This is a genomic window from Riemerella anatipestifer, from assembly GCF_035666175.1.
Classification (GTDB): domain Bacteria; phylum Bacteroidota; class Bacteroidia; order Flavobacteriales; family Weeksellaceae; genus Riemerella; species Riemerella anatipestifer_D.
Window position 1 is genome coordinate 2088342 of sequence record NZ_CP142016.1, and the last position, 18952, is coordinate 2107293.

Below are 18952 nucleotides of genomic sequence, written 5' to 3' on the forward strand. Positions count from 1 at the left end.
ATTTTTTGTAAGTGTTTTTCTTTTTATATGTTTTCTGTAGGTGCGTCTAGTTGTCCTTCCCATTTAGAGACAGCGGAAGTTGCTAGTGCATTACCCAGTACATTAGTCATACTTCTTCCCATATCACAAAAATGGTCTATTGGTAATATGAGAGCAATGCCCTCTGGTGGAATTCCGAACATAGAACAGGTAGCTACAATAATTACTAAACTAGCTCTAGGCACACCTGCAATACCTTTGGAAGTAAGCATAAGTACCAAAAGCATCGTGATTTGTTGCCCTATAGACATATCTACTCCATAAATCTGAGCAATAAAGATAGACGCAAAGGTCATATACATCATACTCCCATCCAAATTAAACGAATACCCTAAAGGTAGTATAAAGGAGACTATTCTATTGTTTGCTCCAAACTTTTCTAGTTCTTCTACAAGTTTCGGAAAAACAGCCTCTGAGCTTGTAGTTGAAAATGCAATAAGTAATGGTTCTTTGATTCTCTTTAATAAATCAAACAATCTGTTCCCAAGTATTAAATAACCAACGGCACATAGGACTAGCCAAAGGATACCCAATGCAAAGAAAAAGTCTCTTAAGTAAACTGCATAAACCATAAATATCTCAAAACCATTAGTAGCAACAACTGCGGCAATAGCACCTAGTACTCCCAATGGAGCTACCCACATAATGTAACCCACCATTTTAAGAATGGCATGAGCACAAATATCAAAAGCCTTTATAATTGGTTTAGAATGAGCTTCTCCTAACTGAGAAAGAGCCACCCCAAACATTATTGAAAATACTACGATTTGCAATACTTCATTAGTGGCAAAAGCTTCAAATAAACTTTTAGGAATAATATGCTTTACAAAATCTTCTAGTGAGAAGCCTTTACTGTTATTTACGATTTCTGCCGCCGCACTTGCATCTTGTACTGGGAGTTGAGTTACTTTACCTGGTTCTAGCCAATTTACAAATACAAGCCCTATCATTAGAGAAACTAAAGAAGCCGTTAAAAACCACAACATTGCTTTAGTACCTACTCTACCTATCATTTTTATATCACTCATTTTAGCAATACCCACTACCAAAGTGGTGAATACAAGCGGAGCAATAATCATCTGAACAAGTCTGATAAAAATGGTCCCTAGCAATTTTATGTTTTTGGAAAAGCCTTCTGCACTATCTGGATATTGCAAATGAACAAATCCGCCTAATCCGATTCCTATAATAAGCCCTAGTAATATTGCTATAAAAAGTTTATTTTGTCCTTTCATCTATAATGATTTTTTAGGTTGGAATGCAAATATAAACTTTTTTGGAGACTTAAATTAAAAACCCTTTCTCAGAAATATCTAAGAAAGGGTCATCAAATTATCTAGATTATTTTATCTAAGCTTTAAGGTATCTTGTGTAAGCGTAACCTTCTTCACCATCCTTAGTTTTTACTTTCCACCAATCGTTGGAAGTCATCTCTACTAAAGTTACAGCTTCTCCTTTTGCTGCTTTACCTACAACTTCAGCTTCCGTAGAAGGTTCTTTACGAAGGTTAAGATTAGAGCTTTCTGTGATTACAGTAAGGCTAGCTCCTACTTCTAAACCTTTTACTTGAACATCAATATTGATATCTGAAGCTGTGAAACTTGGGTCAATAGCACCAAGGGCATTCCATACTAAATCTTTAGCTGCTGTAGATTGTGTACTACCACTAATGTATAGAATTCCGTCTTGCTCTTTTACAGATAAGTCTTGTACTCCTGCGTTTTGTGCAGCAGCTACTACACTTGAATATTTATCAGTTAATGACATGGTATTTTAATTATTTTACGGTAAGTTGGTTATTGTATTTTCCTATTTTAAGAGCGTCTACAGACTCTTTTATCTTTCTAGCATCTGAAGAAGATACATTTCCTGTTAGTGTAAGCTCTCCATTTACATCTTCTACTTTCACGCTAGGGAAATCTTTAGTAGCATCTTTTACTTTTTGTAAAACTACGGCATCTACTTGATTTACTGTCACTGCAGGCTCTGGTGTTTCTATGGTAGTCATGTCGTGAACATCTTTAATACCAGGTATTGCTTTTAAAGACGCTATCATTTGGTCTTTTTCTGCTTGACTAGCAAATACACCGCTTAAATGAGCTTGCCCATCTTTTACCTCAACTGAAGCCTGAGGGTTTGCTTTAACTACTTCTGTAGCTTTGGTAGAAAGTTCTGCGTCGTTAGGTTTTTTCTTACACGAAACTGCCGTAAAAGACACTAAAATAGCTAATGCTGCTGTTTGAAAAATTTTTTTCATAAATTTTTAATGATTTTTAAAGTTTGTAAATTATAACAAATTTATACTTAGTTTTGCAAGTGTTATGCCAAAACGAAGATATAACTCCAAAGTTAGAAAAAAAAATAACATAAGCAAGAGAAATAAGAAAAAGATTTACAGGTGGCTGCTACTACTCGTAATGTCTGTAGCTCTTATTGGTACAGGTATTTATATCAAAAATAAAGTCTTTTTCTATTATGCTATGTATTTTAAAAAGCATCAGCATAAGAAACTAGAGAATTCCATTACAGAAACTAAACGAATAAATACTATCATTACTGAGTATCAGGATAAGGTATTTGGTATGGATATATCTCATTATCAAAGAAAAGAAGATATAGAGTGGGATAGCTTAAGCATTGCAAATGATGCTATAAATATTGATTTTATTGTGTTAAGAGCTACAATGGGAAATGGTTCTAAGGACAAACATTTTGAATATTTTTGGACTCAAACAAAAAAATATAATTATACAAGAGGAGCTTATCATTTTTATCGCCCAGATGAGGATCCTGTTTTACAAGCTAATAATTTTTTAGACCAAGTGAAGCTAGAAAAAGGAGATCTTCGTCCTGTGCTAGATATAGAAAAAATACCTAGGAAAAAATCTGTAAAACAGTATAAAGAAGACATAAAGACTTGGCTTAAAATAGTAGAAGAAGCCTACGGAACTAAACCTATTATCTATACCTATTATCATTTTTATAAAGACTATTTAAGAGGTGATTTTGAGGGTTATCCTCTATGGTTAGCTAATTACAATCATGTTTTAGTACCTTCGGAAGAAGATAATTGGTTGTTTTGGCAGTTTACAGAAAAAGGCATTGTAAAAGGCATCAATGTAAAAGTAGATCTCAATGTCTTCAACGGAAATTCTTGGGAGTTTGATAAAATGAAATTAGATTAGATTCAATCAAAAAAAGGAAGGTAACTCCACGGAGTTACCTTCCTTTTTTAATGAAAAACTATATTAGATTAGTGCGTTTTATTATAAGCTAATTCTTACACCCACATTTACAAATCTTGGCATACCTGGTCTATATCCTGAAGGGTTAAGAGAAGATAAATAAGTTTGGTTAAGTAAATTTTGAGCGTTAGTATAAACAGTTGCATTTCTATTTACTTTATAAGAAATAGAAACATCTAGTATGTTCATAGACGGAACTAGGTTAGCTTCTGGTATAGACCCTTGCCAAACCTTATTGCTAAAATCACCTCTGTATCTCCAGATAGCAGAAAGTCTAAAGTTTTTGATGTTAGCTCCTACTTCTATACTTAGTTGTTCTTTAGGAATAAATGGTAGAGCATCACCTTCTTTAATTGTTCCAAATACTTGAGATTGGAAATCTTTCTTAAAGGAAGAATCTACATAAGTATAATTTACAGAAACTGGGAAGTTAATTTCACTATCTTTTCCGCTGATGGTGTATCTTAACTGTGCTTCTATACCTCTTATCAATACTTCTCCTGCATTGTATAAATCGCCTTGTCCTGTGTTGCCACCCATAACATTGGTATCTGCACCTAGTAGGTTAGAATAATCGTTGATATAGCCTATCAATTCAGCGTCTACAAAGTTGTTATTAAATCTTGTTCCTAGTTCGTAGTTCCAGCTTCTTTCTTCTTTTTGTCCTTGCTGAATTCCTGGAGGCGAAAACCCTTTGTGAACACTACCGAATACTTTTAAACCATCATTTATTTTATAAAGTAAGGATAACCCTGGTATCCAAGACTCTACTTTGTTAATCGTAGTTTTTAAATCTTTACCCGTTCTATCTGCATCAGAACGCCCATAGTTTCTTTGTCTTAGAGTGATATTTTCATATCTTACCCCTGCAGTGGCAACAAGAGCTCCAAACTCTTGTTGATATTGAACATAAGATGCTGTAGCATTAGCATCTTCTATTCTATTGTCTTGAGAGCCTGCACTTCCTCGTTTTTTTAGTGCTAAACCTTGTGATGTAGAAAGATATTCATCATCTGCTTGAAAACGGTCTTGGCTGTCGTAGTGGTATCTTGCTCCAAAGCGAACCATACCTGTTTTTCCTAAATGATAATGCCCATTGAACTGAAGTCCTTGTGAAATATAGTCTCTATCATTATGTCTTATATAGATAGTATTATCTGCATTATAAGCTCCTTTTAAAGCTAACATTTCGTTAGAGTTATCAGCCATTTCTAAAGCATTAGAAAGCCCTACTTTGTTACCTCCAGCTTTAACATCATTCACTTTGTACCAATTTCTTGTAACCTCATTTCTATAAGCATCAAAATTTAAGTGAAGTTTTTTGCTAGGTTCTATCTGATAAGATAGCAAATATTGTCGCTGATTGATTTCTATATTATCTAACTCTGATGATAAGTAACGCTGGTAAGCATTTTTATTGAAGTCCTCTTTAGAAATTCCCATATAGGTTTCGTTAGAGTTTTGTCTAGAAGCCTGAAGCTTAAACTGAAGTTTATTAGGGATAGCCGCATCAGAATTATCGTACAACAATTTTATCATACCATCATTAAGTCTGAACCCCGTATTTTTACCATTCGGAAGTTCTTTAAACCCATCTGAGTTATTGGTGAAATATTCTACTAAATATCCGAATTTACCAATTTTATCTCCTACATGAGTATACACTTTATAGGTGTTGAAATTACCGTAAGAAGCATTTAAAAACCCTGAAAATTTATTAGGTACTTGAGTAGAAAGCATATTCATACTCCCTCCGATGGTATTGGGACCATACATAATTTGTCCACTACTTTTAAGAATTTCTACACCAGCCATTCTTCCCATGGTAGGGAAGTAGTAAGCCGCAGGTGCTACATAAGGCGCAGGTGCTGCTAAGACACCGTCTTCCATTAAATTGATAGACGAGCTCCTAAGCGAAGAAGCACCTCTAATAATAATGTTAGGACGCAATCCAAAACCTTCCTCTTCTACCACATGTATCCCTGTTTTACCCATAAGTACACGGTTAGCATCAGAGTAGTTATATTTCTGTAATTCTTTAGTGCCAATATAGGTAAAAGAACTTGCTTTTTCGTTCTTATCTTTATTGGTGAAAATAGTTTGAGATTGAATAACAACCTCATCTATATTTCTAGATTTTATAGAATCAGTTTCCTGAGCGAATGAAGCTACTGAAACTAACATTATAAGAGGTAAAAGTTGTTTTTTCATTATACTTTATTTAGAATTGTTAAAAGTTTTGACAAAGGTATAATATCTGAGTAATTACGCAAAATTTATTTAGGATAATTCTAAATAAAGAAAGTTTGTTGTATTTAATTTATTGAAAATCAATGATTTTTCAACTAATGATTTTTATCATATCTTTATATAACAAGATGGGGCTATCTCACAGAGATAGCCCCATCTTGTTATTTTTAAATAAAATTATTTTACTTCTTTGCAGTAGGTTGAGATAGTTTGTTTAAAGCATCTACTATCTGCATATCTATATTACCTATAGCTACAGGGCTAGCCACTTTACCATCTTTATCTATTACCACAGCACTCGGTAATTTAAATCCATAAATACCAAATTTATCAGCAACTTCAGAGTTCATACCGTTTTTAGCATACAAACTTTCCACTTTTAATCCTTTAAACATAGCGGCTTCAGTCTTTTTGAATTGGTCTTCAGTATCATCTAGATTTATCATTACCAAATTAACCTTACCTCCATATTGAGTTGCAAGTTGCTTTACAGAAGGAGTAAGACTTTCGGATACATAAGGATTCCAAGAAGCATAAAATACTAAAACGCTTGGTTTACCCTCATATTTAGATAAACTCACTTTTTCTCCTTTATTATTAACTAAATCAACGCTAGGAGCTTTCTGCCCAACTTCAATACCTTGTATAGCGAGTTTAACTTTTTCTAACTCTTTTTTTATTTGGCTGTCTTTAATAGACTTATTAACCACTTCCATTACTTGCTTAATTCTTGGGTGTTGAGGTTGCAAATCGTATTGTGTTGCAACGAAAGCAATTAGGTGGTCTTTCGTGTACTGGTCAATATCTTTCTTACCTTCTAGATATTTAACAAAGGCTTCTGTAGTAGAGATTTCTTTGTTTTGAAGCGTATTCATAAAGTTGGTAAAACCTTCTTGATTCTTAATGAGTAGGAAGCTTCTATAAGTAGGCAGAGTTTTTATCCATTTCTTCTCATCTCCTTTTAGACTATCTTGATATTTTGTAAATTCAGCCGAAGGCTTGAAACTAGGGTTTCCAGTAGCCGCACCATGCATAGCCGCATATTGTTCGGTAATCATTAGAAGGGTTACTTTCATCTCGCTTGATTTCCATTCTACCACTTCGGAGTCTGGTTTTGTTTTAGACTTAACCTCTTCTATTTTTTTATCTACATCTGTTTGTATTTTTTTAACTGCTGCAATGAACTCTTTTTCAGACTTAGACATAAGTTGCATATCTATTTTGCTCATGTAGTCCTCTATATAAGATTGCATTTGAGTAAGGAATTCATTGTTTTTTTCGCCATCTCCTAAGATTTTCATTTTTCTAGGAAATTCTGTAGCGTCAGCCGTAATTTTAATATTATCTCCTTTTTTAAGATAAATAAAATTCATCTGCCTTGCATAGGTTATTAGATAGATGCCGCCTTCCTCTATTTTTGGAGTTGCGGAAAAGTTGCCTTTAGCATCTACTCCTATATTCATAATAGGCAACGAACTGGCACTAGATACATTGATGAGTTCTATCCTATCCAAAGGAGAAGCATTTTTAAGCGTTCCCGAAATTTGAACTTCATTTTTAGAACAAGATACCATTAGAATGGCAAAAAGTACTAACAAAAGATATTTTTTCATAGATATAAATGATTATTTTTTACAATCACAAAGGTAGTTAATAAAACTCGGTTAAAAAATAAGTAAAGGAAATTAACATTCATTTTAACAGAATATTATCCTGATTAGTGATTGGGAATTTCAACAAAAAAGATTCACAAAAAGTAAATTAACTATTATTGTATTTGATTATTTTCATAAAATATATTTTTGTAACAATTAAGGATTTAATTTTATGTTTAAAAAATACATTTCCACTATAGCCCTATCGTTATTTGTACACATTGATGCACAAGTATATAAAAACGATTCGTTACGCGGAAGTTTTACTTATCTATTGAAGTCGAAACCTAATAATCTTTATCCTGAAACTCTTTATCAAGAGTTATTTTCTCTTCAAGTTAGTGATAATCGCTCATTTTTTATTAGTGAAAATTTACTAAAGTACGATTCTATTTTTACTAGTGAGATGAATACAGCTATCAGAGATGGTTCAAAATCTATTAATTTTAGTGGTAAGTCATTTCCAAAAACAAATTCTAAATTTCTAGTCGTACAAGAAAATGATAAAACTATTTTCTATGGAACTGTAGGAACTTCTGTTCTTGCTTACCAAGAACCTAAAATCAATAGTTGGAAATTAGTTGATGAAACAAAGATAGTTAACTCTTTTAGCTGTAAAAAAGCTGAGTTAAGATTTAAGGGTAGAGACTGGATTGCTTGGTACTCTACTGAAATTCCTTTCCCTTATGGACCTTATAAGTTTGGAGGGTTACCAGGTCTGATTATAAAAATGACGGACAAAAAAGAAGAGTATGATTTTGAGTTAGTAGAATCATTACCCGGTCGAGATTTAAAAGGAAAGGTAATAGGTATAAACAAAAAACGCTATGATAATTTTATATCTGTTACAAAGCAGGAGTTAGAGGTTGCGAAAGATAGTTTTAGGAAGAACTTATTACAATCAATGAAAAATGATGGTGTTGTTCTCTCACCTGAACAAACCACTGCATTGAGAGAAAAACAAAAAAGAGATAAGTTGGAAAAGAAAGGATACAATCCCATTGAGTTAGAAAATTAGTACATTATTGATAAAAATAAGTCTATTACATTGTAATAGACTTATTTTTTATAAACCTCTTCATCTAGTAGCTTTTGGAAATAATCTTGCAAAAGCTGTCTTTGTTTTTGGGTGAGTTGTGCTTCTGGGTGTTGTGCTACATAGCCTTTTAGTGGCATTTCGTGGCGTTTTATAGTTTCTATACTTCCTTCCAAAGCTCCTTTTTTTAGATACTCATTATAAGTATTCCACACGGAGAAGTTAAGGTGCTTTCTTCCTTCGTTAATATGGTGTTTTATGCTCCAAGATATAGGTGCAATGTAGGCATAGCTAGGGTATTTGGTTTCGTTGGAATGGCAGTCGTAACAAGCTTTTTTTAAAAGCACTTCTACCTCTTTAGGCGTATTTTCCATCCTTACGAAATTATCCTTTTCGTTTACTGGAGGGTTAGTGCGGTCTATTGGGATAAGTTGTATCAGTAACAGACCTAATACAGTCCACAAAGCTATTTTAAATATTTTTCTCATTAGTTTTCTTTCTAGTTGTTTTCGGTTGCTGATACTTCTTGCTTAGGAAGTTCCCAATCTTCTACCAAATCCCATAACTGTCTGGCTTCTATTTTCTTAGGGAAAACAAAGTAATCTTCGGCAGGGGTATTAGTCGTTAAGTCGGCAGTATCCCAAATGCCGTTACCGTTATTATCTACCAAAATTCTTATATAATAAGTATCAGGTTTTAATTCTGTAAATTTATGTTCCGCTTCGGTAGTTTTTCTACTAGATAATATTTTGTTTTGCTGGTCTAGAAGCTCTATCCAAAAGGGAGCAGACGGCTTATTTTTAATCCTTATTGTTACAGAACCATAGTTTTGGGGCGTGTCTGCCTCAAACTCAAAAACATAAGGCTTAACATTAGACTTATAGAAAGAATTTACGCTTTCCTTTGGAATAAACAGACGGTATTTTTTTTCTTTTTGAAAATCACTTTCAATAATGATGGTATTGGGTGAAGTTTCGGCTATTTTTGCTTTAAAAGGTTGTTGATGAGTAGAATCTACCTTTAGTTCCCATTGTTGGGTGTTGAGTTCTTTTAACTCCATATTAGCTGTAATCCTAAATGGGTGATTGGGCGGAAGTAAATGCCCCTCATTATTTTTAAGAGTAAATTCCTCCTTAGGATTGGTACGATAGAATATCTGAACGGTATCTTTTTTAACTTTGGTATCATAACTGAATTTAAGATTAGTCCCTTGGGTGGAGCTTAAATTTTCCTTTTGGGCATCAAACCAAACTCTTACAGAATCTGAAAACTTCTGATGAGAAACTTTATAATCTTGTACCAGACCTGTAATTTCCTTCACTTCTACTTTTTCGGGTTTCCCTTCAAAAAGGAGCAGGAGACCTCCGTCTATGGCTTTTATTTCTTTGTATTTTACTTCTTTTTTAGGTGGATAAAGCGTGAGTTTAAGCCCAGAAATACCTTTAGTAACATTAAGTTCATCTTTAATAAAACCTAGATTTTCTTTGCCTTTATCATATACAGAGTTCATATTCTCATCATCAAAAGTGATGACTTTATACTTGCCTTGAGCCAAATACTCCAACTCAAAATAGCCGTCTTTATCAGCTTTAGTAATGTAGTAAGGTTTTTCTCTAAAATTGATACTATCCGAAGCCTTATAAAGCCCCACTACTATATTAGATTTAGATTGAGCTTCACTGTTAGGAGTAGATAGAGCATTTTGTGCCGTTCCTGCAAGGTAGAGACTATCTAATTTTTCCCCAGTAGAAAAAGCAAAATTAAAATATGGCAAAATATTACCTTCGTTATTATCTACAATGGAATTACCAAAATTAAAACTGTAAGTGGTATTGGCTTGTAGAGTATCTCCCCACTGTATCAATACATATTTGTTGGCAAGATTAGAGGGGATAATCTTCTTTATATTTTTAATAGGAGGCGAAATAATGAGCTGCTTTTGAATATCTTTTAAATTAACATATTCATCAAAATCTAGTCTTAGCTCTCTTATAAGTACAGGCACTTTGGTTCTAGAACTATCTATATTAGCTCCTAAAAAACGAGGGGCTAAAGTGTCCTTATTGCCACCCACAGGAGCACCTACCCTGGCACAAGAGTGTACTATAAAACTAATAATAAGCAGAAAAAAAACTTTTTTCATTTTCTTTTATTTAGGCAAAAGTAAGGTTTTTAAACAAGATGAATGCTTAAAATATTTCTTCGTGAAAGTCTTCTATTTTAGAAACTTCCACAATTTTTATATTGTGTTTTTTCTTTGGTATTTTATTTTGTTTAGAAACAAATATCTTATGATAGCCTAATTTTTCGGCTTCGGAGATGCGTTTTTCTATTTGTGGCACAGGACGAATTTCTCCACTAAGACCAATTTCCCCAGCAAAACAATAATGCTCCGATACTGCAATATCCTCGTTGGAAGATAAGATAGCGGCAACTACAGCCAAATCTAGAGCGGGGTCGTCCGTTTTAATACCTCCAGTAATATTTAAAAATACATCTTTAGCCCCAAGTTGAAAGCCAGAACGTTTCTCCAAAACCGCCAAAAGCATATTGAGCCTTTTAGCATCAAAACCCGTAGAACTTCTCTGTGGTGTACCATACACCGCTGTACTTACGAGGGCTTGTATTTCTAGCAACATAGGGCGGTTACCTTCTAGCGTTACTGCCACCGCATTACCTGAAAACTCTTCGGATTTTTTGGTAATAAGCACTTCCGAAGGATTTTTAATTTCTTTCAATCCTGCTGAAATCATCTCATAAATACCAATCTCCGCAGTAGAACCAAAACGATTTTTATTTGCTCTTAAAAGTCTAAATAAGTGGTTTCTATCACCATCAAAATTAAGAACTACATCTACCATATGCTCCAACACTTTTGGTCCCGCTATTTGTCCATCTTTAGTAATATGTCCCACTAAAAAAACAGGCGTGTTAGTCGCTTTTGCAAATTTTATAACTTCCGAAGCACATTCTCTAATCTGAGACACTGTACCTGGGGAACTCTCCATCACCTGCGAATGTAAGGTTTGTATAGAGTCCACAATCATAAAATCGGGCTGAAGTTTTTTGGCTTCGTGTAAGATTTTCTCTATTGAAGTTTCAGTGTATAAAAAACAATTCGGATTTTGGAATTCCGTTAATCTATCTGCTCTCATTTTGATTTGAGAGGCACTTTCTTCCCCAGAAACATAGAGGATTTTTTTCTTCATTTTAAGGGCTAATTGCAACAGTAATGTAGATTTCCCTATACCTGGTTCGCCTCCGATAAGAGTTACCGAACCTAAAACAATACCGCCACCCAAAACTCTGTTAAGTTCTTCGCTTGGAGTTTTAATGCGTTGTTCAGCTTGTGTTTCTACTTCTATGATATTGATGAGGTGTTGCCTTCCAAAATCTCCTGCATAATTTTTAGAGGTTGTTTTTTCTGCAATCTCTTCCACTAAGGTATTCCATTGTCCACAATTTTGGCATTGCCCGTGCCATTTGGAATGTTGTGAACCACAATTCTGACAATAATATACTGTTTTTAATTTAGCCACTTCTGAATGTCTATTAAAAATGAAACCGCAATTTACAAAATAAATTTTCTTAAATTAGCACAGTGTAGAATATAAATCTAAAGTCAATAAAAATGGAAGCTTTTGTAAATTCAGAAATAAAAAATCATATTGCATATATTACTTTTGGAACGCCTAAAAGCAACTCTTTGCCAGGGCATATTTTAGAACAATTAGCTCAAACTATTTTATCCGAAGGAGCGAAAGAAGAAATAAAGGCAATATTACTTAAATCTCACGGAGAGAAAGCATTTTGTGCAGGTGCGAGCTTTGATGAGCTACTAGAAATTGATAATTTAGAATCTTCTAAAAGATTTTTTGGAGGTTTTGCTAAGGTACTAAATGCTATGAAGAATTGTGGCAAAATAGTAGTTGTAAGAGTTCAGGGTAAGGTTACAGGTGGCGGCGTGGGCATTGCTTGTGCGGCAGACTATTGTTTTGCTACAAAAGAGTCAGCTTTAGCACTTACAGAAATCAATTTAGGTATTGGTCCATTCGTTATTGGTCCATTTGTAGAGCGAAAGATAGGAAAATCACAGTTTTCTGCAATGTCTTTAGATACGGAGTTTAGAAGTGCCGAATGGGCGGAAAGAAATCACATCTACCATAACATTTCGGAAAATATAGCTTCTATGGACGAAAAACTAGATGCGTTTTTGAAACAGTTGTCAGAAAGGAGTGCAGATGCGTTGGCTCTCATTAAAAAAGTCTCTTGGGAAGGTACAGAGCATTTTGATAGTATTTTGCCTGACCGAATTTTAATGAGTGCAAGTCTAGTATTAAAGGCTACTGCAAAAGAAAATATACAAAAGATTAAAGCACGATTAGCTAAAAAATAAAAAAAGCTACCTGCCTAGGGTAGCTTTAAATTTACTATAAGAAAGGTTCTTTACATTCGTTGAACTCTTTTATAAGTCTTTTAAATACTTCATCTACCGAGATAATGTTGTCTATGAGGGCAGAAACTTGTCCTATTTCAAGTTCGCCTTCGTCTAAATCGCCTTCAAACATGCCTTTCTTGGCTCTTGCTCTACCTAGAGCTTGTTTTAGGGTTTCTGTATCCCTTCCATTTTCATAAAGTTTTTCTAGGTCGTGGAAGAATTTGTTTTTTAGCAATCTAACGGGAGCAAGTTCTTTCAAAGTAAGTTGAGTGTCTCCCTCTTTAGCCTCCACTATTTTTTGTTTAAATGCCTCATGAGAACTCGCCTCTGTTGTGGCTGCAAATCTAGAGCCGATTTGTACACCATCTGCTCCAAGTATCATGGCAGCTTTTATCTGTTGTCCTGTGGCGATGCCTCCTGCAGCAATAAGGGGAGTACTGATATGTTTTCTCACATTAGGGATAAGGCAGAAAGTGGTAGTCTCGTCTCTGCCGTTATGTCCACCAGCTTCAAATCCTTCAGCAACAACAGCATCTACACCAGCTTCTTCACATTTTATTGCAAATTTTAGAGAAGAAACCACGTGAGCTACTTTTATACCTTCTTTTTGTAAAGTTTCGGTGTAAGTTTTCGGATTTCCTGCTGAGGTAAATACGATTTTAATCTGCTCTTCCATAATAATATTGATGATTTCATCTAAGTTAGGATAAAGCATAGGAATATTAACGCCAAAAGGCTTATTGGTGGCTTTTTTGCATTTTTGGAGGTGTTCTCTTAAGACATCAGGGTACATACTTCCTGCACCAATCAGTCCGAGACCTCCTGCGTTAGAAACGGCAGAGGCTAACCGCCAACCGCTATGCCATACCATACCACCTTGTATAATAGGGTATTGTATATTGAAAAGTTTTGAAATTCTATTTTTCATATTTGAAAGTTAAGAACTATCGCAAAGATAATGAAAAAAGCTACTTCAATTGAAGTAGCTTTAGTTTTTAAAACCCGTTGTGCATTATGAAATGAAAAAAACAAGAGTTGTTTATTAGACTGAAAATCAGTATATTGTTTTTGCTATAAAACGATATAAATGAACAACATAGAGCAAATATATGAAAGAATTTTGGAAGTTTTAGGACTTTTTTCAGAAAATCAACTGATTAGTTATCAGAGAAGAACACCTAAAATGAGCGATTTAGAAGTCATAAGTCTTAATATTACTGCTGAATACTTGAGTATTGATAGCGAATTACAGTTCTTTAGAAAATTGCCAAACTCTCTGATAAACAAAATTGAAAGAAGTGTTTACAATAAGCGAAAACGAAGACTATCCCTACAAACAGAGCAAATTAGACAGCGTATTTCGATGGAGTTCAATGAGTTTGAAGATATTTTTATCGTTGATAGCATGCCAATGAAAGTTTGTGAAAACGCTCGTTCTACTCGTTCAAAAATTTGTAAAGAGCAATCCTATTCTTCACCAACATATGGTTATTGTGCTTCACAGAAATTATATTTCTATGGCTATAAACTACACGCAGTATGTTCTTTAAATGGTGTGATTAAGAATTTTGATATAAGCCCTGCATCCGTTCACGACATCCACTATTTAAAAGATAGTGGTGAGCAAATGCGAAACTGTACTTTAATTGGAGATAGAGGCTATTTATCAGCAAAAGTTCAAATAGATTTATTTAACTATGCTAATATTAAATTAGATACACCAATGAGAAGTAATCAGAAAGATTATATTCCTCAATTTTCATTGTACAAGAAAAAGCGAAAACGAATTGAGACATTTTTCTCTCAACTTTGCGACCAATTTATGATTAAAAGAAACTATGCTAAAACTTTTGAAGGCTTTAAAACAAGGATAATCAGTAAAATAACCGCCGCAACGGTTATTCAATATATCAATAAATTTATCTTCCAAAGAAAATTAAATCATCTAAAAATCAGTATTATTTAAAATGCACAACGAGTTTTTTAAAATAAAATGTTTAATCTGTTATTTTAAAGTAATGTTGTCTAGCTGCATAGTTGTAGTTACAGTAGTAGTACCAGCATATTCAAAGATGATGTAACCTTTTCCTGTAATAGGGATAGTAAATTCCCCACTGTTTACCCAATCTACTGCGTAGCCATTAACATTCCCTTTTGAGAAAGTAAATTTAGAAGTAATATCTACTAAGTCTGCTTTGTTTACTTCTCCACCAGGAGTGTATTTTGTTGTGTAATATACTTTAAGAGCTTCCCCAGTGTAGTAACCGTCTTTTGTCTGGAAAGAAAGTTTAGAAGTTCCTGTAAATTCAGCAGGAACAATAAAGTAAGCATTTACATTTGTATTAGACTTAAATGAACTTATTTGGATATAGTTGTTGCCACTAAAAGCTTTTTGCTCCCAGAAGCGGTTTTCAAGTACAGAGTAGTTGATGTACTTAGAGTCTGCAATTCTTTTGAAATTGGTAGCTGTAGTAACATTATCAAAAGTTTCTGCTATACTTTTGCTATATACAGGTGCATCACCGCCTAAAACATTTTTAGCACTTACAAATCTATCTTGTTCAAATTTAACATCGTTTAAATCACGGATGTAGAATTGCCATGTAGAGTTATATTTGCTAACAACTACTGTAATGTCTCCGCTCTTGGTAGGTAAAGTAGTTCCTGCGAAGCGTGCAAACCCACTGTTTCTAACGATTACAGAGTTGTCTTGTTTATCTACTAAAGTTCTATCAACGGTTTGGTTATTAACAGCGTCTGCGTAGGTTACCTTACCATCAGCTTCGGCAAACTGTACATTTTTAATAGTAACTAAAGTGTTAATATATTCATCTTTCATAGCATCTGCGATAGAGTTTACCACTCTAGGAGTAATAGTTTTAATATCCATGGTATTACCACCACAAACGCCAGTAATGAAGTTTCTCATGTTACCTTCTGGTATTTGCCCAGTAGGGTTTACATATCCTAATTTAACAACACCTCTGTCTATACCTACAGAAAGACCATTAGCTTTAACTCTTACATGAGATCCTACTGGATAGTCTGTGTATAGAAAAGTTTTATTGATAGCCACTTGGATACCTGCAGTAGGGTTTTCTGGGCTATCTTGTATGGTTAGTTGTTTGTAGAAGTTACCACCTTCGTCAGAAGAAACTACATATCCTTCAAAGATTACAGGAGCATCATTTGTTCCATTAGGAACAACATAATTACTCACGAAGTTAACAGGAGTTGGTGCTAATGCTTTAAAATCTTTAATGGTAATGTTAGCTTCAGCAAACTGATTGCTACATTGGATTGCAGGTGTATCGAATTTGTCGTCTTGCACGCAAGAAGTTAATGCTCCAAAACCAGATAAAGCTATTAACGAAATTTTTAAGTATGTTGTTGTTTTCATTTTTATTGTATTAAAATTGTTAAAAATAAAATTTAGAATCTTACCTGTAGGTTGATAAAATAGTTTCTACCTTGAGTAAAGAAATATCTAGGTGCAAAATTAGGATACTCTCTATCGTAGTCTCTTCTAAAGTCTGCAAAGTTTACATTTCTTGTCTGTTCAAAACCACCAGTAGCATATTTGGTATTGTCAAGCACATTGTTTACGGTAGCACTAACAAGCACATAATACTTACCTAACATCCAAGACTTACCAGCGTTGATATTGAAGAAGTAAGCTACAGGAAGTTTAACTTGAGCACTTACTCGTCTATATTCTTGCTCAGATATACCAGCGTATGGCGTTCCTGTTGCAGGGTTGTTAACAAAGAAATCGGAACGAATTAAAGGTGAAGGGTCAAGGAAGTTATTGCCAAGATAGTTCCAGTTAGCACCTACCCACCAGTATTTTGGAGAGCTATACTTTATTCCTAAAGAGTAAGCCTCTTGAGGAGTGCCTCCTTGTCTAAAGTTTTTAATGTAAGAAGTTCCGTAACTAGTGTATAACTTACCGTTAGGGAATAGCCCAACCGCATCTGAAGCAAAATATACTTCAGGATTGTTAGTATAAGTGTACTTACCGTAGTTTGCGATACCATTAACAGTAATTGTTGGGGTAACTTTAACCTCTACACCTAACTCTCCACCCATGTTTCTACGGTTTACATTAGACATTACTTGGGTTACAAATGCACTTCTAGCACTAGTCGCATTACCTTCGCTGTCTACACCATCTAGCTTGATTCCGTCAGCAAAGAAACGTTGTACATTAGTGTCATTTTGAGTGTCAATAAGGAATGCTGTTGCTCTCACTTTAACAAAAGGAGAGGATACCATGTAACTAATATCATTAGCAGCTACCACAGCACTTCTAATATTAGGTGCAATAGCACTGTTAGCTCTTGCATTGATGAATAAATTGTTTAGGTAAGGAGCTTGAGAATAGTAAGCACCGTTATACACTAAGAAATGTCTACCGTCTAACTTGTAGATTAATTGACCTTTTAAGCCGAAATTCCAGTAGTCTTGGTTTTCGGATTTTCCTAATGCATCTTTGTAAAGATAGTGGTTAAAATGCCCTTCTCTATTATTAGTGATGTAAGCCGCTAGGGCAGATACGAAAATATCAAAATTACCTGTGCTAAATTTCAAAGCAGGGTTTATCTTAGTTTCTTGTCTTCGGAAAGTGTAGTCATAACCTATTTTATCGCCTACTTTTTTATGAGTGTTTTCTTCTCCTTCGTTGAATAAACCTGAAAGTTTAGGTTGGTTAGTAGCAGCAAAAGGATCTCCGTTAAGAGCATATTGTGCTCCAAGTAAATCTTTTACTTCTCTGTATTGGTCTGATGAGTAATTTCTGTAAGAAGCGTTGATGAATAGCTGAGTCTTGTCAGAAAAATTATGAACAAAATGAGTTCCTACATTCCAAACTTTGTCATCATTAACATCATTAACTAGAAAATAAACCGCTTGTTCTCTATTTCTATTAGCGAGGTAAAGCTTATCCCAATTTATTTGAGTGTAATTTTGGTCATTACTTTCCCATCTGTTTTTGGTTATTTCTAGTTGAGCTATGTCGGAGTCGCTAGGGTTAGCTAATCCCGCAAAGTAGCTAGGAAGGTTTCTATAATATAGAGGTGATGGGTTCTGAGCGTTGTACCAATCTAGCCTAGAAGCCTTGTCTTTACCAAATTGGTAGGAAAGAGTAGTCCAAAGTTGAGACTTATTACTTATCTTCCAATAATCAGTAAGTTGCAATATTGGTTGAAATCCTTGTCTTACTCTTTCACTTCTTTTTTCGCCATCTTGCCAGCCCCAGTAAGCGTTGTAGTGTACGCCATTATAATCTATTACTTCTTGGGTATTAGGGCTAGCGGTACTTCTACGATACGGAGAACCTATTAAGTTTAAAGTAAGGGTATGTTTATCATTTACTTTTTTCTCAATTCCTAGGTAAGCTCCATAAGCATCATAAAAAGTACCTTCTTGTATACCTTCCTGTGCCCATCTTCTAGCTCCCATTATGGTAAAAGCCCAACCTTTTTTATTCATTCCAGAAGAATATCTTAAGGAAGTTCTGTTACGATAGTTTCTGTTGGTAAGAGATTGGGTAAATTGGAAACCTTTGCGGTATTCACTTGCTTTCATATTTTTGTAGACCACAGAGCCAATACCTCCAAAAGCGTATTCAGAAGGGGAATGGTTTACTGCAATTTCAGGGTATCTTGTAATTTCATTAAGACCGCCCCAGTTGCCATAATCTACATTACCATTATCAGCATTTTCCATAGAGATACCATTCATCATAACCTCACTTCTTCTACCATCTATACCCCTAGGTCTGAACCAATAGAAACCTAAATCAAAAGCAGCAATATTACTAAACACATCTCTAGAAGATTGTAATAGTCCTAATGTCGCTTGTGAGGAAGATTCGTCCATATTGCTATTGTCGTCCAGTAAAACTACTCCCAATTCTGAGTTTTTAAGGTTGGAAAATAGAGTAATAACTCCCAAATCTTTCCTTTTTTCGTTTTCAAAGACATCAAACTCTAGAACTTTTGTTTCATAATTAGGTTGGGTTACCACCATTTGGTAATGTCCTGGTTTTAAGTCTACAAATTGGAAATATCCAATTTTGTCTGCCTTTACATCGTCATTGGCTTCCCTTAGGTCAGCTACTGCGTTTTCGATGGGTTTTCCATCAGCATCTTTTACATATGCATAGACTGTAGTCTGTGCATAGTAGTAAGATGCGGGTAATAGGCAGAACATAGAGACTAATGATAATTTCTTAATCATAACATTCTTTTTTTCTTAATTTATCTTTTGAATAAAACGATTATTCAAT

The 18952-nt window shown here is 34.4% G+C and carries 15 protein-coding genes; 4 read left to right on the forward strand and 11 right to left on the reverse strand.

Annotated elements, in window-relative coordinates:
* Window positions 1-23: 23 nt before the first annotated feature.
* From VIX88_RS10575 to VIX88_RS10585, 3 genes are all read right to left on the reverse strand, one after another.
* Complete coding sequence (locus VIX88_RS10575; protein ID WP_004918175.1) at window positions 24-1274, reverse strand: dicarboxylate/amino acid:cation symporter; 1251 nt, start codon at window positions 1272-1274, stop codon at window positions 24-26.
* 115 nt (window positions 1275-1389) lie between these two features.
* Complete coding sequence (locus VIX88_RS10580) at window positions 1390-1806, reverse strand: SH3 domain-containing protein (protein WP_107046495.1); 417 nt, start codon at window positions 1804-1806, stop codon at window positions 1390-1392.
* A 10-nt stretch (window positions 1807-1816) separates the two neighbouring features.
* Window positions 1817-2296 (reverse strand): BON domain-containing protein, encoded by a 480-nt coding sequence (locus VIX88_RS10585; protein ID WP_014938024.1) that lies wholly within the window; start codon window positions 2294-2296, stop codon window positions 1817-1819.
* Window positions 2297-2360: 64 nt separating this feature from the next.
* On the opposite strand from VIX88_RS10585, the gene VIX88_RS10590 reads away from it, so the two are divergent.
* Window positions 2361-3224 (forward strand): glycoside hydrolase family 25 protein, encoded by an 864-nt coding sequence (locus VIX88_RS10590; protein ID WP_374099867.1) that lies wholly within the window; start codon window positions 2361-2363, stop codon window positions 3222-3224.
* 81 nt (window positions 3225-3305) lie between these two features.
* Here VIX88_RS10590 and VIX88_RS10595 read toward each other — a convergent pair whose 3' ends face one another.
* Window positions 3306-5495, reverse strand: coding sequence for a TonB-dependent receptor family protein (locus VIX88_RS10595; RefSeq protein ID WP_214193860.1), 2190 nt, complete (start codon window positions 5493-5495; stop codon window positions 3306-3308).
* 221 nt (window positions 5496-5716) lie between these two features.
* Window positions 5717-7147 carry a TlpA family protein disulfide reductase gene (locus VIX88_RS10600; protein WP_064970600.1) on the reverse strand — a complete coding sequence of 477 codons (1431 nt, stop codon included), beginning with the start codon at window positions 7145-7147 and terminating at the stop codon, window positions 5717-5719.
* Between the two features lie 214 nt (window positions 7148-7361).
* Between VIX88_RS10600 and VIX88_RS10605 the strand changes: the two genes are divergently transcribed.
* Complete coding sequence (locus VIX88_RS10605) at window positions 7362-8207, forward strand: GLPGLI family protein (protein WP_064970602.1); 846 nt, start codon at window positions 7362-7364, stop codon at window positions 8205-8207.
* 41 nt (window positions 8208-8248) lie between these two features.
* Here VIX88_RS10605 and VIX88_RS10610 read toward each other — a convergent pair whose 3' ends face one another.
* Genes VIX88_RS10610 through radA form a run of 3 tightly spaced genes read right to left on the reverse strand, consistent with a single transcriptional unit; the run spans window position 8249 to window position 11764 of the window.
* The gene (locus VIX88_RS10610) at window positions 8249-8713 is read right to left on the reverse strand and encodes a heme-binding domain-containing protein (protein WP_064970605.1); all 465 of its coding nucleotides are present in this window, start codon (window positions 8711-8713) and stop codon (window positions 8249-8251) included.
* 11 nt (window positions 8714-8724) lie between these two features.
* Entirely contained in the window at window positions 8725-10368 is a 1644-nt protein-coding gene (locus VIX88_RS10615; protein WP_064970607.1) for an Ig-like domain-containing protein, read from the reverse strand.
* A 46-nt stretch (window positions 10369-10414) separates the two neighbouring features.
* Complete coding sequence (radA, locus tag VIX88_RS10620) at window positions 10415-11764, reverse strand: DNA repair protein RadA (RefSeq protein ID WP_064970609.1); 1350 nt, start codon at window positions 11762-11764, stop codon at window positions 10415-10417.
* 92 nt (window positions 11765-11856) lie between these two features.
* Between radA and VIX88_RS10625 the strand changes: the two genes are divergently transcribed.
* Window positions 11857-12621 (forward strand): enoyl-CoA hydratase/isomerase family protein, encoded by a 765-nt coding sequence (locus VIX88_RS10625; RefSeq protein WP_064970611.1) that lies wholly within the window; start codon window positions 11857-11859, stop codon window positions 12619-12621.
* Between the two features lie 34 nt (window positions 12622-12655).
* On the opposite strand, the gene VIX88_RS10630 is transcribed toward VIX88_RS10625, so the two are convergent.
* On the reverse strand, window positions 12656-13591 hold the full coding sequence (locus tag VIX88_RS10630; protein WP_064970613.1) for an NAD(P)H-dependent flavin oxidoreductase: 936 nt from the start codon (window positions 13589-13591) through the stop codon (window positions 12656-12658).
* A gap of 159 nt (window positions 13592-13750) precedes the next feature.
* Here VIX88_RS10630 and VIX88_RS10635 point away from each other — a divergent pair, with 159 nt between their 5' ends.
* Window positions 13751-14629, forward strand: coding sequence for an IS982-like element ISRa1 family transposase (locus VIX88_RS10635; RefSeq protein WP_214193991.1), 879 nt, complete (start codon window positions 13751-13753; stop codon window positions 14627-14629).
* Window positions 14630-14668: 39 nt separating this feature from the next.
* Here VIX88_RS10635 and VIX88_RS10640 read toward each other — a convergent pair whose 3' ends face one another.
* Together VIX88_RS10640 and VIX88_RS10645 are read right to left on the reverse strand one after the other, a co-directional pair.
* Window positions 14669-16063 (reverse strand): DUF5689 domain-containing protein, encoded by a 1395-nt coding sequence (locus VIX88_RS10640; RefSeq protein WP_064970357.1) that lies wholly within the window; start codon window positions 16061-16063, stop codon window positions 14669-14671.
* Window positions 16064-16095: 32 nt separating this feature from the next.
* On the reverse strand, window positions 16096-18903 hold the full coding sequence (locus tag VIX88_RS10645; RefSeq protein WP_064970356.1) for a carboxypeptidase-like regulatory domain-containing protein: 2808 nt from the start codon (window positions 18901-18903) through the stop codon (window positions 16096-16098).
* Window positions 18904-18952 lie beyond the last annotated feature (49 nt).

What these genes read in the sequence shown, in the direction of transcription:
- VIX88_RS10575 (WP_004918175.1), bottom strand. Translation starts at nt 1,274, where the DNA reads ATGAAAGGACAAAATAAACTTTTTATAGCAATATTACTAGGGCTTATT.
- VIX88_RS10580 (WP_107046495.1), bottom strand. Translation starts at nt 1,806, where the DNA reads ATGTCATTAACTGATAAATATTCAAGTGTAGTAGCTGCTGCACAAAAC.
- VIX88_RS10585 (WP_014938024.1), bottom strand. Translation starts at nt 2,296, where the DNA reads ATGAAAAAAATTTTTCAAACAGCAGCATTAGCTATTTTAGTGTCTTTT.
- VIX88_RS10590 (WP_374099867.1), top strand. Translation starts at nt 2,361, where the DNA reads ATGCCAAAACGAAGATATAACTCCAAAGTTAGAAAAAAAAATAACATA.
- VIX88_RS10595 (WP_214193860.1), bottom strand. Translation starts at nt 5,495, where the DNA reads ATGAAAAAACAACTTTTACCTCTTATAATGTTAGTTTCAGTAGCTTCA.
- VIX88_RS10600 (WP_064970600.1), bottom strand. Translation starts at nt 7,147, where the DNA reads ATGAAAAAATATCTTTTGTTAGTACTTTTTGCCATTCTAATGGTATCT.
- VIX88_RS10605 (WP_064970602.1), top strand. Translation starts at nt 7,362, where the DNA reads ATGTTTAAAAAATACATTTCCACTATAGCCCTATCGTTATTTGTACAC.
- VIX88_RS10610 (WP_064970605.1), bottom strand. Translation starts at nt 8,713, where the DNA reads ATGAGAAAAATATTTAAAATAGCTTTGTGGACTGTATTAGGTCTGTTA.
- VIX88_RS10615 (WP_064970607.1), bottom strand. Translation starts at nt 10,368, where the DNA reads ATGAAAAAAGTTTTTTTTCTGCTTATTATTAGTTTTATAGTACACTCT.
- VIX88_RS10625 (WP_064970611.1), top strand. Translation starts at nt 11,857, where the DNA reads ATGGAAGCTTTTGTAAATTCAGAAATAAAAAATCATATTGCATATATT.
- VIX88_RS10630 (WP_064970613.1), bottom strand. Translation starts at nt 13,591, where the DNA reads ATGAAAAATAGAATTTCAAAACTTTTCAATATACAATACCCTATTATA.
- VIX88_RS10635 (WP_214193991.1), top strand. Translation starts at nt 13,751, where the DNA reads ATGAACAACATAGAGCAAATATATGAAAGAATTTTGGAAGTTTTAGGA.
- VIX88_RS10640 (WP_064970357.1), bottom strand. Translation starts at nt 16,063, where the DNA reads ATGAAAACAACAACATACTTAAAAATTTCGTTAATAGCTTTATCTGGT.
- VIX88_RS10645 (WP_064970356.1), bottom strand. Translation starts at nt 18,903, where the DNA reads ATGATTAAGAAATTATCATTAGTCTCTATGTTCTGCCTATTACCCGCA.